Below are 14,415 nucleotides of genomic sequence, written 5' to 3'. Positions count from 1 at the left end.
GAGACGGCGATGTTTTGGCTTCTGGTTTGCTTGCTTCCTCTCATGGCAATCGCGCTCGCCTTTGGGCGGGCGCCCCTTTTTGCCTGGCTTGTTGCCGGTGTGGCATGGCTGGCAGGGATGTCACAAGTGGCAGCGTGGTCGGTGCCGGCTACGGCCGCGAGCATCGGTATCTATGTTGTATTGCTCGGCATCTTCGTGTTGCCGCCCTTGCGCCGTGCGCTGATCACCAGCCCGGTCTTCGGCCTCTACCGGAAGATCCTTCCGGCGATGTCCGACACTGAAAAGACAGCACTCGAGGCGGGTACTGTTTGGTGGGATGGCGAACTCTTCGCCGGCCGCCCGAACTGGAAGCGGTTGCTCGAGATTCCGGCGGCCAAGCTCAGCGCAGAAGAAAAGGCCTTCGTCGAGAACGAGACCGAAGAGCTCTGCCGCATGGTCAGCGATTGGGATACGACCAATCTCTACAACGACCTTCCGCCCCATGTCTGGCAGTACATCAAGGACAAGGGCTTCCTTGGCATGATCATCCCGAAGGAGTACGGCGGCAAAGGCTTCTCGGCGATCGCCCACTCCGAGGTGGTGACCAAGCTTGCGACGCGTTCGTCGGCCTCTGCGGTGTCGGTGATGGTGCCGAACTCGCTCGGCCCGGCCGAACTGCTGCTGCACTACGGCACGAAGGAGCAGAAGGATTACTACCTGCCGCGCCTGGCCAAGGGTATCGAGATTCCGGCCTTCGCGCTGACCAGCCCGGTCGCCGGTTCCGACGCGGCTTCGATTCCGGATCGCGGCATCATCTGCAGGGGCATGTACCAGGGCAAGGAAGTCCTCGGTATGCGGGTGACCTGGGACAAGCGTTACATCACGCTGGGCCCGATCTGCACGGTGCTGGGCCTGGCCTTCCGCCTGTACGACCCGGACAAGCTGCTCGGCGATGTGGAGGACCTCGGCATCACCTGCGCGCTGGTGCCGAACACCCACCCGGGCGTGAACATCGGGCGTCGTCACCAGCCGCTCAATGCCATGTTCCACAACGGCCCGAACTGGGGTAACGACGTCTTCATGCCGCTCGAGTTCATCATCGGCGGCCCGAAGATGGCCGGCCAGGGCTGGCGCATGCTGATGGAGTGCCTTGCCGCAGGTCGTTCGATCTCGCTGCCGGGCTCCAACACCGGCATGATGAAGCTCACTGCACGCGCAGTCGGTGCTTACTCCCGCGTTCGCGCCCAGTTCAAGACCTCGATCGGCAAGTTCGAGGGCATCGAAGAGCCGCTCGCCCGTATCGGCGGCAACCTCTACATGTGCGATGCCGCGCGTACCTTCACTGCCGGCGCGATCGATCTGGGCGAGAAGCCCTCGGTGGTGTCCGCGATCGTGAAGTACCACGTCACTGAGCGCGCCCGTACCGTTGTGAACGACGGTATGGACATACTGGGCGGCAAGGGCATCTGCATGGGGCCGCAGAACTTCCTGGCGCGCGCCTATCAGCAGATCCCGATCGGCATCACCGTGGAAGGTGCGAACATCCTGACGCGCAGCCTGATCATCTTCGGGCAGGGTGCAATCCGTTGCCATCCGTTCGTGCTGAAGGAAATGCAGGCGGCGCAGGATACGGATGTCGCGCGCGGTTTGAAGACGTTTGACGGTGCGTTGTTCAGCCACATCGGCTTTACCGTCAGCAACGCGGCGCGTGCCTTGGTTTACGGCCTGACGGGTTCGCACTGGGTCCGCACGCCGGATGTGGCGCCCGAAACCAAGCGCTACTACCAGCAACTGACCCGCTTCTCGGCCGCCTTCGCCTTCCTCGCCGATGTGTCGATGCTGACGATGGGTGGCGATCTCAAGCGCAAGGAAAAGCTCTCCGCACGCCTCGGCGACATCCTGTCGCAGATGTACCTGTGCTCGGCCACGCTCAAGCGCTATGAGCAGGAAGGTCGCCAGCAGGCTGATGCACCGCTGATGCACTGGGCGATCTGGGATGCCATGTTCAAGGCGCAGAACGCGTTCGAGGGCGTGATCTCCAACTTCCCGAACCGCTTCCTGTCGATGGTGCTGCGTCGTCTGATCTTCCCGCTGGGCCGTCCGTATGTGGTGCCGTCGGACAAGCTGGGCCACAAGGTCGCCTCGCTGCTGATAGCGCCGAGCGAAACGCGCGATCGTCTGGTCGCCGGTTCGTTTGTCGATCGCGGCAACGAAGAAGATCCGGTTGGCGTGCTCGAGCTGGCGCTCGAGGCCACGGTCAAGGCCGACGCGGTCGAAGCCAAGCTGCGTGCCGCACAGAAGGCCGGCAAGCTGAACGCGCGTCAGCCGGCCGAGCTGCTTGCCCAAGCTCAGGCGACGGGTGTGATCAGTCGCGACGAGGCGGAGCTGCTGGCGCGTCGTGATGTGCTGCGCGCCAAGGTGATCCGTGTGGATGACTTCCCGAACGACCTCGGCATTGGCGACGCCAAGTCGCACATCCGCCCGGCGGACAAGCCGGTCGCACAGGCGTCGCTCGCGGCAGCCTGATCGAAGTAAATCCAACCGAACAGGCGGGGCCGGAATGGCCCCGCCATCGCGCCGCACTGGTGCGGTGACCGTAGCAGGGGAATTCATGAAGCAAGCGATCTACATCATCGACGGTGCTCGCACGCCCTTCCTGAAGGCGCGCAACGCACCCGGTCCGTTCGCCGCGGCTGATCTGGCAACTGCGGCGGGCGCTGCGCTGCTTGCGCGTCAACCGTTTCGTCCGGACCAGCTCGACGAGGTGATCCTGGGCTGTGCATCGCCCTCGCCGGACGAAGTGAACATCGGGCGCGTTGTGGCGCTGCGCATGGGTTGCGGCCTCAACGTGCCGGGCTGGACGGTGATGCGCAACTGCGCATCCGGCATGCAGGCGATCGACTCGGCGATCAACAACATCCTTGCTGGCCGCTCGGCGCTCGTGCTGGCCGGTGGCGTTGATGCGCTCTCACGCGCGCCGCTGTTGTTCTCTGACGCGATGGTGCGCTGGCTGTCGGGCTGGTACCAGACCAAGACGGTGGGGCAGAAGTTTGCCGCGTTGCGCCAGTTCAAGCTCGGCTACCTCGCGCCGGTGATCGGCATCATGAAGGGGCTGACCGACCCGATCGTCGGCCAGCTGATGGGGCAGACAGCCGAGAACATCGCGTTCAAGTTCGGCATCAACCGCCGCCGCATGGACGAGTTCTCGGCACGCAGCCACCAGCGTGTATCGGCGGCCCAGAAGGCGGGCCACTTCGCGCAGGAGATCATTCCGCTGATCGACGAGAAGGGCAACGTCTATGCCGAGGACGACGGCGTACGGCACGACTCGACGGCAGACGGCCTGGCCAAGCTCAAGCCCTTCTTCGACAAGAAGTATGGCTATGTGACGGCGGGCAACAGCTCGCAGATCACCGATGGCGCCGCATGGCTGATTCTGGCTTCGGAAGAGGCGGTGCAGAAGTACGGCCTCAAGCCGATCGGCAAGATCGTCGACACCCAATGGGCTGGTCTGGCGCCGGACCAGATGGGGCTCGGGCCGGTGCATGCCTCCACGCCGATCCTGCAGCGCCAGGGCCTTGGCCTGAACGATCTGGATACCTGGGAAATCAACGAGGCGTTTGCAGCCCAGGTGCTCGCGTGCATCGAGGCGTGGAAGGACCCGGCTTACTGCAAGGAGCATCTGGGGCTCGATGCGCCGCTGGGCGAACTGGACCAGAACAAGCTGAACGTGGATGGCGGTGCCGTGGCGCTGGGCCATCCGGTTGGGGCAAGCGGCGCGCGCATCGTGCTGCACGCGTTGCATCACCTGCGCCGCACCGGCGGAAAACGTGCCATGGCAACCATCTGCATTGGTGGCGGCCAAGGGGGTGCGATGCTGGTCGAGACTGTGTAATCTTCAACTCTCCATACGATACAGTACGGTCCACAAGACCTATAACAGGGGGAGACGGAGAGCATGAAGATTGGACTCGTGGTCGATTCGACCTGCGACTTGCCGCGCACATTCTTTGAGAACGAGGGCATCGAACTGATGCCGATCACTTTGCGGATCGGCGATCAGACCTTCGAGGACCGGCGCGACGAAACCCAGACCATCGAGTTTCACTCGGCGAACAAGGACCAGAAAACCGAAACCTTCGCCGAGTCGATCCCGTATTCCAGCGAACAGATCGAAAGCCTGTTCCTCGACAAGCTGGTGCGCGAGTACGACCACGTGTTCTGCCTGACGGTGACGCAGTCGCGCAGCTACATCTACGAAAACGCGATGCGTGCCTCGTTCGGCATCATCAGCAAGTACAAGCAAGTGCGCAAAGACGCCGGCATTCCCGGACGCTTCGCGCTGGCGGTGATCAACAGCCGCAACATCTTCACCGGTACGGCGGTACTCGCGGCCGAGGTGATCCGCATGATCAAGACCGACGCTTCGCCGTCGGCGATCGACTCGCGGATTCGCGAACTGGTGCCGAACACCTACTGCTACATGGTGCCGCCGGATCTCTTCCACATCTACAAGCGCGCGTCGAAGCGCGGTGACAAGAGCATCAACTGGGCGAGTTTCATGCTCGGCTCGATGCTGGACATCAAGCCGATCCTGCGCGGGCACCTCGACGAAACCGGGCCGGTGGCCAAGCTGCGTCACTTCGACACGGCGGTGGAAACCATGTTTGCGAACGCCACCCGTGCAGTGAAGGCCGGTTTGCTCGCGCCCACGCTGTGCATTGGCTACGGCGGCAACCCGGACGCGGTGCAGCACATGCCGGGATTTCCGCGCCTCAAGGAGGCGGCGGACAAGGCGGGGGTCGATATCCATGTCGCGCCGATGAGCATTTCGGGCGGCGTTCATACCGGCCCCGGTTGCGTGACGGTGGCATTCGTGTCGGACAAGCACCAGTTCGAAGAGAAGATATGACCTGTGCCGTCGGCGCCCGCGCCGGGGGGCGCGCCGCCGACGGACTTTTTATTCAGCGGGCGCCCGGCAGGGGCTCCCGGTTTAGTGAGCAGAGGACATCATGCAGGGCTTCAAGCACTGGACACTTCAACGCGACGCTGACGGCCTGGCCTGGGCCTCGCTGGATGCGGCCGATGGCTCGGCGAACACCCTTGGCCGTGAGGTGATGGAAGAGCTGGGGGGCGTGCTGGACTTGCTCGACCGCGAGCCGCCGAAGGGGCTTGTGATCCGTTCGGGCAAGGCGGCCGGTTTCATTGCCGGCGCGAACATCGAGGAATTCACGAAGATCGCCACCGTTGATGACGCCAAGGTGCTCGTTAAGCGTGGCTGGGATCTGTTCAACCGCCTTGCAGCGGTGAAGTACCCGACGCTGGCCCTGGTGCGCGGCCACTGCATGGGCGGTGGTTTGGAACTGGCGCTGGCCTGCCGCTACCGCGTGGCGGTGGATGAACCCGGCACGAAGATGGCGTTACCGGAGGTCATGCTCGGCATCGTCCCGGGCTGGGGCGGCATGCTCCGCCTGCCCGAAGTCGTCGGCCCGGCTGCCGCGATGGACATGATGCTGACCGGCAAGAACATCGATGCCAAGCGCGCCAAGCGCATGGGTTTGGCGGATGAGTGCGTGCCGCCGCGCGTCATGGAAAACACCGCACGCATGGTGGTGTTGTCCGGTCGCCCGCGCCGCCCGCTGCCCTTTATGCAGAAGCTGATGCTCGGGCCGCTGAAGGGCGTCGTCGCCAATGGCGCGAAGAAGCAGGTGGCGCGACGTGCGCGCCCGGAACACTACCCGGCGCCGTACGCAATCATTGATATCTGGTCGAAGTTTGGCGGCAACGCGCTCGCGGTGCCGTCGAACCACTCGGCGTCACTGGAGTCGGTGTTCGGGTCGGCGACGGCGAAGAACCTGATTCGGGTCTTCTTCCTGCAGGATCGCCTGAAGGCCTTCGGCAAGGATTCCGACTTCGCGCCCAAGCATGTGCACGTGATCGGCGCCGGTGTGATGGGCGGCGACATCGCAGCCGTGTGCGCAGCCAAAGGCATGACGGTGACGCTGCAGGACCAGACGGTCGAACGCATCGCCCCGGCGATCAAGCGCGCCGCGGAGTTCTACGCCAAGCGTTATCGCGGCGACAAGAAACAGGTGCGTTTTGCGCTTGATCGCCTGATCGCCGATCCGCAGGGCGCCGGTGTGGCGCAGGCGGACGTGATCATCGAGGCGATCTTCGAGAACCTCGAGGTGAAGCAGAAGGTGTTTGCGGATGTCGAGGCGCGCGCCAAGCCGGATGCCGTGATTGCAACCAATACGTCGTCGCTGAAGCTCGAAGACATCGCGGCGACCTTCAAGAACCCCGCGCGTCTGGTCGGCATTCACTTCTTCAACCCGGTGCCGAAGATGCCTTTGGTGGAAGTCGTCACCGCCGCGAATTCGGATGCCGAAGCGGCGAAGAAGGCGGCCGCCTTCGTGCGCAAGATCGACAAATTGCCGCTGCCGGTGAAGAGCGCACCGGGCTTCCTCGTCAATGCGGTGCTCGGGCCGTATCTGCTGGAGGCGATGCGCTGCGTGGACGAGGGTGTTGCGCCCGAGGCGGTGGATGCTGCCGCACTGGCGTTTGGCATGCCGATGGGGCCGATCGAGCTGGCCGATACGGTCGGGCTGGATATCGCGATGGCCGCCGGCAAAGGCCTCACGGGGGCCGCGGAGCCGCCGAAAAAACTCGCCGCCTTGATGGCTGCAGGAAATCTTGGGAAAAAATCCGGCAAGGGTTTCTACACTTGGGTGAACGGCAAGCCGCAGAAAACGCAGGCGAGTGCACCGGGCGGCTTGGCCGACCGGCTTGTCAAGCCGCTGTTGGATGCGACACAACGTTGTGTGAGCCAAGGTGTGGTGGGTGACGCCGACCTTGCTGATGCGGGCGTAATCTTCGGTACTGGCTTCGCGCCGTTCCGCGGGGGGCCGATGAATTATCTGAAGAACAAAACAGCTTGAGGCGTTTGATGGGTGAAGATTTCGTACCGCATACCTCGGATCTGCAGCCGGCGCTGCGGATCATCCCGATGCCGAAAGACGTCAACTGGAACGGCGACGTTTTCGGTGGCTGGCTGATGTCGCATGTCGACTTGGCCGGCTCGGTGCCTGCGGTCAAGCGTGCGCGCGGGCGAGTGGCGACGGTCGCGGTGAATTCCTTCATCTTCAAGCAGCCGGTCAGCGTCGGGGATCTCCTGAGCTTCTACGCCGATGTCGTGAAGGTGGGCCACACGTCGATCACGGTGGATGTCCACGTCTTTGCGGAACGGAATCCGAAACACCCGGAAGTGGTCAAGGTGACCGAAGCACAATTGACCTACGTTGCAATTGATAGTCAGGGCAACAAGCGAGATCTGCCGCCCGAGCCCTGAGTGTTTTTGTACATCGGCCGCAAGCTGGTGAGTTGATAACAAAGAGGAGAGGAAACAATGAAAAGAAAACAGATCGCGCAGCTGATCGCTGTGTTGGTCGGAGCCGCTGGCGCCGGGGCTGCCCAAGCGTCCGCGTTCCAGCTGCTGGAGCAGAACGGTGCGGGGATCGGCAATGCATTCGCCGGTTCTGGCGCAGTGGCCGAGGATGCGAGCACCGCATACTTCAACCCTGCTGCCATGACGATGATGGCCCAGCCCAGCCAGCTCACGTTTGGCGTTGATCTGGTCAAGCCGACGGCCAAGTTCAAGGACAACGGTTCCACGCCGCCGCGCTTCATTTCGGCAAGCAACGTTGGTGGCAACGGCGGTGACGCGGGCAGCGTACAGCCGGTACCCTCGACGCACATCACCGCTGCGCTGAACGACAAGATGTCGCTTGGTCTGAGCATCGGCGCGCCGTTTGGTCTGGTCACCGAGTATGAGTCGAACTGGATGGGCCGCTTCCACGCGGTGAAGTCCGACCTGAAGACGATCAACATCAACCCGTCGTTCGCGTACCGCTTCAACAAGATGGTCTCCGTCGGTGTTGGCGCGAGCTACCAGCACTTCGAAGCCGAGCTGACCCAGGCGGTGAACTTTGGCGCGCTCGGTTACAGCGGTGTCTGTGCCTCGTCGGGCCTGGCAACCTGTAATGCGCTGGCCGCCGGCGGCGCCTTCACGAACAAGGAAGGCACCAGCCAGGTCAAGGGCGAGTCCGACGATTGGGGCTGGAACGTGGGTATCGCGCTGCAGCCCTCGGACAGCACCCGCGTCGGCTTGAGCTACCGCTCGGCGATCAAGCATCGCTTGACGGGCGACGTGACGTTCTCGCGCCCGAGCTTCGCGGTGCCTGGCCTGGATCCGGCGATTGCCGCCCAGACGCCGAATGGCCCGGTTCAGGTTGATGTGAAGCTGCCGGATACCTGGATCATGTCGGCCTTCCAGCAGATCAACGAACAGTGGTCCTTGCAGGGTGATATTTCCTGGACGGGCTGGTCCTCGCTCAAGACGCTGGACATCTATCGCACCAGCAATACCTCGGTGCCGCTGTCTAGCACCTACGAGAACTGGAAAGACACCTGGCGCGTGGCTATCGGTGGCGCGTACCAGATGAACAGCGCGCTGAAGCTGCGTGCCGGTCTCGCCTACGACCAGTCGCCGGTGGAAGACGACTATCGCACGCCGCGTCTGCCGGATAACGATCGCACCTGGCTGTCGCTGGGCTTGAACTATCGCCTGACGCCGACCATCTCGCTGGATGCGGGCTACACCCACATCTTCATCAAGGCGACGACGATCAATGACAGTGGCTATCACGCCGACTACAACCCGGGCGGCATCAATACCAGCAACCCGATTTCGCGTGGCACCTTGAAGGGTGACTACGACGGCGGCGTCGATATCCTCGGCATGCAGGTCAACTGGGCGTTCTGAGCGCGCAGCATGTGATGTAAGTTGTAATGCGGGGCTGCGGTCGCAGCCCCGCAAGACCTTCCGGCACCCGCGGTGCCGGGAATGCGATGAGGTGGGGGCCACGTCGCATGGGGAAACAGGATCTTCGGGCTGTCCGGTGCCATGCTGAACGTCTTCGTACCGGGGCCAATCAACGGGCGGTTAGTGCTGCTGCCACGTCAATCCTTGTCACGAAAATGCGCTTGCGCCATACGCATCCGTATGGTGGAATGGCTGTCATGACAGGGTCGGTCGGGGAGGTCGGCATGCTGTCCAACTGCAAGGAGTCTTAGCGTGAGTAACTTCATCATCCGCAAGGTTGCGGTGCTCGGCGCGGGGGTCATGGGGGCGCAGATCGCGGCGCACTGTGCAAACGCCGAAGTACCCGTCGTCCTGTTCGATCTTCCGGCCAAGGAAGGCGACCCCAACGGCATCGTCAAGCGTGCGCTCGACGGGCTCAAGAAGCTCGAACCCAGCCCGCTCGCCACGGCCGACCGCGTGCAGTACATCGAGGCTGCGAACTACGAGCAGCACATCGCCAAGCTCGCCGAGTGCGACCTCATCATTGAAGCCATCGCCGAGCGCATGGAGTGGAAGCTGGACCTGTACGCCAAGGTCGCACCGCACATCCGCCCCGACGCGATCTTCGCCACCAACACCTCGGGCCTGTCGATCAACAAGCTCGCCGAGGGCTGCCCGGATTCGCTGCGCCCGCGCTTCTGCGGCGTGCACTTCTTCAACCCGCCGCGCTACATGTCGCTGGTGGAGTTGATCCCCTGCAAGGGCACCGATGCCCCTCTGCTCGACAACCTCGAAGCGTTCCTCACGACCACCCTGGGCAAGAGCGTCGTTCGCGCGATCGATACGCCGAACTTCGTCGCCAACCGCGTGGGCGTGTTCTCGATCCTCGCCGTCATGCACCACACCCAGCGCATGGGGCTCGGTTTTGACGAGGTCGATGCGCTGACCGGCCCGCTGATCGGCCGCCCGAAGTCCGCCACCTACCGCACGGCCGATGTCGTGGGTCTGGACACCATGGCGCACGTCATCAAGACGATGACCGACAACCTGCCGAACGACCCCTGGGCGCAGTACTACGCCGCGCCGCAGTGGCTGCAGGCGCTGATCGCCAAGGGCGCGCTGGGTCAGAAGACCAAGGCGGGCATCTTCCGCAAGCAGGGCAAGCAGATCCAGGTTCTGGATCTGGCCGCGCAGGATTATCGTGACTCGACCGGCAAGCCGGCCGACGAAGTGGTCGCGATCCTGAAGAACCGGAACCCGGCCGAGAAGTTCGCGCAGCTGCGCGCATCAAACCACCCGCAGGCGCAGTTCCTGTGGGCGATCTTCCGCGACATCTTCCACTACGTCGCGGTGCATCTGGAATCCATCGCCAACAACGCGCGCGACATCGACTTCGCGATGCGCTGGGGCTTCGGCTGGCAGCAAGGCCCGTTCGAGACCTGGCAGGCCGCGGGCTGGAAGGCGATCGCCGACGCCATCGCTGCCGACATCGCCGAAGGCAAGGCCATGGCCAGCGCGCCGCTGCCGGCCTGGGTGTTCGAGCGTGAAGGTGTCCATGAAGCCGCCGGTTCCTACTCCTCGTCCGCCCAGGCCATCCAGGGCCGCTCGGCGCTGCCGGTGTATAGCCGCCAGCTCTTCCCCGAGCGCGTCTTCGGTGAAGCCGAAGAGCGCGGCACGACGATCTGGGAATCCGAAGGCGTGCGCATGTGGACCACGGGTGACGAGGACGGCAAGCGCGTCCCCATCCTCTCGTTCAAGTCCAAGATGTGCGCGGTTGGCGCTGACGTGCTCGACGGCGTGCAGGAAGCGATCAAGCGCGCTGAGCGCGACTACGACGGCCTTGTGATCTGGCAGCCGAAGCCCCCGTTCTCGGTCGGCGCGAACCTGCAGCAGATCAAGCCGGTGCTCGAAGCGGGCGACTTCGCCACGCTCGAAAAGGTGGTGGCCAACTTCCAGGCCACCTCGATGGCGATCAAGTACGCCAAGGTGCCTGTCATTACCGCGGTGGCCGGCATGGCACTTGGTGGTGGCTGCGAGTTCGTGATGCACTCGCCGCGCGCCGTGGTGGCGCTGGAGAGCTACATCGGCCTCGTCGAAGCCGGCGTCGGCCTGATCCCGGCTGGTGGCGGCTGCAAGGAATTCGCGATCCGTGCCGCGCAGGCCGCTTCGCGTACCGCGACCAACGATGCGATGAACTTCCTGCAGTCGGTGTTCACCACCATCGCGATGGCCAACGTCAGCAAGAGCGCGAAGAACGCGAAGGAGCTGGGCCTGCTGAAGCAGGACGATGTCGTCGTCTTCAACGTGAACGAGATCCTGCATGTGGCGCGCAAGAACGCGCTGGCGATGCACGAATCGGCATGGCGCCCGGCGCTGTCGCCGGCCGGCATCCCGGTCGCTGGCCGCAACGGCATCGCCACGCTCGAGATGATGCTGGTCAACATGGTTGAGGGCGGCATGATCAGCGCCCACGACTACAAGGTCGCCCGCTCGGCCGCCGTCGCCCTGTGCGGCGGCGAGATCGAGTCCGGCTCGCTGGTTTCCGAAAAGTGGCTGCTCGACATCGAGCGCGCCCAGTTCGTCGACCTGCTCAAGACCGAGAAGACCCAGCAGCGCATCGCGCACATGCTCGAAACCGGCAAGCCGCTGCGCAACTGAGCGCGCGAAGGAGATTTGAAATGACCCGTCAGATTCAGGACGTTTACATCGTGGCCGCCACGCGCACGCCGGTGGCCAAGCGCCGCGGCGCTTTCAAGAACGTGCGCCCCGACGACATGCTGGCCCATGTACTGTCCGCCGTCGTGAAGCAGGTCCCTGCCTTCGATCTCAACGAGATCGGCGACGTGGTGGTCGGCTGCGCGATGCCGGAGGCCGAGCAGGGTATGAACGTGGCCCGTATCGGCACGCTGCTCGCAGGCTTCCCGAACACCGTGCCCGCCATCACCATCAACCGCTTCTGCTCGTCCGGCGTCAATGCCGTGGCGGATGCGGCGATGAAGATCATGATCGGCGAATGCGACATCGCCATCGGTGCCGGCACCGAGTCGATGACCATCATGCCGACCATGATGGGCAACAAGGTGTCGATCAACCCGGTGGCTTTCGCCAGCACCGATGAGAACCGCGCCATCGCCTTCGGCATGGGCCTTACCGCCGAGAAGGTTGCGCAGAAGTACGGCGTGTCGCGTGAAGATCAGGATGCCTTCGCGATGGCCTCGCACCAGAAGGCCTGTGCCGCGATCGCGGCCGGCAAGTTCAAGGACGAGATCACGCCTTACCTCGTGCGCGAACAACTGCCGGACTTCAAGAGCGGTGCGATAAAGGTCGTCGAGCGCCTGTTCGAGAACGACGAAGGTCCACGCCCGGATTCCTCGATCGAGGGCCTCGCCAAGCTCAAGACCGTGTTTGCCGCGCGTGGCTCGGTCACCGCGGGCAACAGCTCGCAGATGTCGGATGGCGCCGGCGCGGTTCTGTTGATGTCCGAAGCCGCCGTGAAGCGCACCGGTGCCAAGCCGATCGCGCGCTTCCGTGGCTTCTCGGTCGCCGGCGTACCGCCGGAGATCATGGGCATCGGCCCGATCGCCGCGATCCCGAAGGTGCTCAAGCGCGCCGGTGTGGCGCAGGGCGACGTCGACTGGTGGGAGCTCAACGAAGCCTTCGCCGCGCAGGCCTTGGCGGTGATCCGCGATCTGGGCATCGACCCGACCAAGGTGAATCCGCTTGGCGGCGCCATCGCGCTGGGCCACCCGCTCGGCGCCACCGGCGCGATCCGCGTCGCGACGCTGATGTCGGCGATGAAGCGCGGCGACGCCAAGCTCGGTATGGTGACGATGTGTATCGGCACAGGCATGGGTGCGGCGGGGCTGTTCGAAGCCGTATAGTCGCTACGGGGGGCGCAAGCCGGCGGATCGTTGTCGGCCTGCTCAATAAGAAACGGCCCGCTTTGGCGGGCCGTTTTCTTTCAAGCGCTACGGATCAGTATGACGTCACCACGTTGCCGCCTTCACCCACAGCGATGTAGCCGCCGCTGTACCACATCACACTGTTCTCATTCGCTCCGGTGCTGGTGGCGACCCATGCTCTGGCATCGCTACTCACCCAAGCCTGACCACCTGTGCCGACCGCCATGAAACGCGAACCGCGCGCCACGGCCTTCATGTCGCCCATGCCAGGAACGGGAATCTCCTCCCACGGTTTCGTGCTCGGATCGGTATTTCGATAGACCTTGCCACCGCTGCCAACAGCGAGATAGATCGCCTCGTTGTAGTAGCCGTACGTGACGGATGTCAGGTTCGCTGGGGTGCTGGAGCTGATGGCGTGTTTGCGCCAGCTGATACCGTCGGAGCTGGTGATGATCCATCCATTGTCGCCAACCGCGTAATACGTGCCGTTGAGCACGCTGATGGACTTGAGGTTGATGGTTGCGTCCGCCGCTGCCGACGACGACGCGGTGTATCGGTCGGTGGCGTTGTTGGCGGTGTTGGCGGCGGTGTCGACTGTCAACCGATACGCCGTCCACGTTACACCATCTGCGCTGATCGAAATCGCGCCGCTGTCGCCCACGGCGACGAAACCGACACTGCCGAGGGCGACACCGTGAAGGGCAGATGTCGTGTTTGAGGTGCGAGTCACCCACTGATCGAGGTAGTTCGTGGACGAGCCATCGCTCGTCCAGATGACGGCCTTCCCGTCACCGTCGAGGTCGCCAACGAGTACTGTCCGTGGTGTCGTACTGTTGTAAGCGGCAGCGTAAAGCGAAACCGACGGAAGTACAGTGCTGGCCTTTGTCCACTTGAGCACTGGCGAGCCGGTATCCCATGCCACGGAGCCCACTTGCACGGCGCCGCTGTCGCCAACAGCAAGGAAGCGACCGTAGGCCAAGGAAACGTGGTTCAAATCGCCGGCACCCGCGGCAACATTGGTCGTCCAGACCGAACCTGATTGGCGCGGAATGACGTTCCCGACGGTCGGCGTCTCGCCGCCGGCAGGGCCGTTGCCATGCGTTGCGTTCATGAAGAACGAGTAGGGTTTGTCGTTAGTCAGGCCGCTCAGAATGTATGGCGAGGTGACCGGCGCGATGATCGCCGCTTCGGGGTACTTGCGGTAGTCGTCGCGCGTGGCGTTCTCTGCCTGTGCTTTGAACAACCAGTAACGCAGATCGGACGTGGTGCTCTGATCGTCCCAAGTGATCGTGACCTGACCATCGCCGGGGATGACCTTGAGGTTGGTCGGCGCATCCGGTTTGTTGTCGTTGCTGCTGCCGCCGCAACCGGCGAGGAGGGCGAGCGAAGTCAGCGTGGCGAGCGCGACGGCGCGCGAGCGGGTGGTGAACACGAGAAGGATTCCTCCAGCAGATTCGGGGCGGCGCGTCGAGCGGGGCTCGCGCAAGTCTTGGTGGTGCGAAGGGGGGCGCACTCGGCGCACATCCCTCGCAGCGGTTGGCCGCCGTGGCAAGAAAACGCATCGAGTCTAGCCGATGGCCCCGAGGCGCACAAACGACGAACGGTGAGCAAATCTTCCCGCGCGGATTAGGCTGTGATCCCTAAGCGTTCCTTTGGCGCTTCCGTTTTGTCGCC

9 protein-coding genes are annotated in these 14,415 nt (G+C 63.7%); 8 read left to right on the top strand and 1 reads right to left on the bottom strand.

The window, feature by feature from the left end:
* Nucleotides 1–9 precede the first annotated feature (9 nt).
* The 8 genes from JY500_RS16975 (at nt 10) to JY500_RS16940 (ending at nt 12,720) form a co-directional block, all read left to right on the top strand.
* Nucleotides 10–2,505 (top strand): acyl-CoA dehydrogenase, encoded by a 2,496-nt coding sequence (locus JY500_RS16975; protein ID WP_206253912.1) that lies wholly within the window; start codon nt 10–12, stop codon nt 2,503–2,505.
* A gap of 85 nt (nt 2,506–2,590) precedes the next feature.
* On the top strand, nt 2,591–3,874 hold the full coding sequence (locus JY500_RS16970) for an acetyl-CoA C-acetyltransferase (RefSeq protein ID WP_206253911.1): 1,284 nt from the start codon (nt 2,591–2,593) through the stop codon (nt 3,872–3,874).
* 63 nt (nt 3,875–3,937) lie between these two features.
* Nucleotides 3,938–4,891, top strand: a complete 954-nt coding sequence (locus JY500_RS16965; RefSeq protein ID WP_172196772.1) for a DegV family protein — start codon at nt 3,938–3,940, stop codon at nt 4,889–4,891.
* A gap of 100 nt (nt 4,892–4,991) precedes the next feature.
* Nucleotides 4,992–6,917 carry a 3-hydroxyacyl-CoA dehydrogenase NAD-binding domain-containing protein gene (locus tag JY500_RS16960; protein WP_206253910.1) on the top strand — a complete coding sequence of 642 codons (1,926 nt, stop codon included), beginning with the start codon at nt 4,992–4,994 and terminating at the stop codon, nt 6,915–6,917.
* Nucleotides 6,918–6,925: 8 nt separating this feature from the next.
* Nucleotides 6,926–7,327 carry an acyl-CoA thioesterase gene (locus JY500_RS16955; protein ID WP_172196776.1) on the top strand — a complete coding sequence of 134 codons (402 nt, stop codon included), beginning with the start codon at nt 6,926–6,928 and terminating at the stop codon, nt 7,325–7,327.
* Between the two features lie 57 nt (nt 7,328–7,384).
* A complete protein-coding gene (locus JY500_RS16950; protein WP_172196778.1) occupies nt 7,385–8,800 on the top strand; it encodes an OmpP1/FadL family transporter in 1,416 nt (471 codons plus the stop codon).
* A gap of 312 nt (nt 8,801–9,112) precedes the next feature.
* Nucleotides 9,113–11,497 (top strand): 3-hydroxyacyl-CoA dehydrogenase/enoyl-CoA hydratase family protein, encoded by a 2,385-nt coding sequence (locus JY500_RS16945; RefSeq protein WP_206253909.1) that lies wholly within the window; start codon nt 9,113–9,115, stop codon nt 11,495–11,497.
* Nucleotides 11,498–11,517: 20 nt separating this feature from the next.
* Nucleotides 11,518–12,720 (top strand): acetyl-CoA C-acyltransferase, encoded by a 1,203-nt coding sequence (locus JY500_RS16940; protein WP_206253908.1) that lies wholly within the window; start codon nt 11,518–11,520, stop codon nt 12,718–12,720.
* A 94-nt stretch (nt 12,721–12,814) separates the two neighbouring features.
* On the opposite strand, the gene JY500_RS16935 is transcribed toward JY500_RS16940, so the two are convergent.
* Nucleotides 12,815–14,173: a phage tail protein gene (locus JY500_RS16935; protein ID WP_206253907.1), complete on the bottom strand. Its 1,359-nt coding sequence runs from the start codon at nt 14,171–14,173 to the stop codon at nt 12,815–12,817.
* Between the last annotated feature and the right edge of the window lie 242 nt (nt 14,174–14,415).

Origin of the sequence: Niveibacterium microcysteis, assembly GCF_017161445.1 — a bacterium.
Taxonomy (GTDB): Bacteria; Pseudomonadota; Gammaproteobacteria; order Burkholderiales; family Rhodocyclaceae; genus Niveibacterium; species Niveibacterium microcysteis.
The sequence above is the reverse complement of the archived record's forward strand: the minus strand, read 5'-3'. Positions and strand labels throughout refer to the sequence as shown.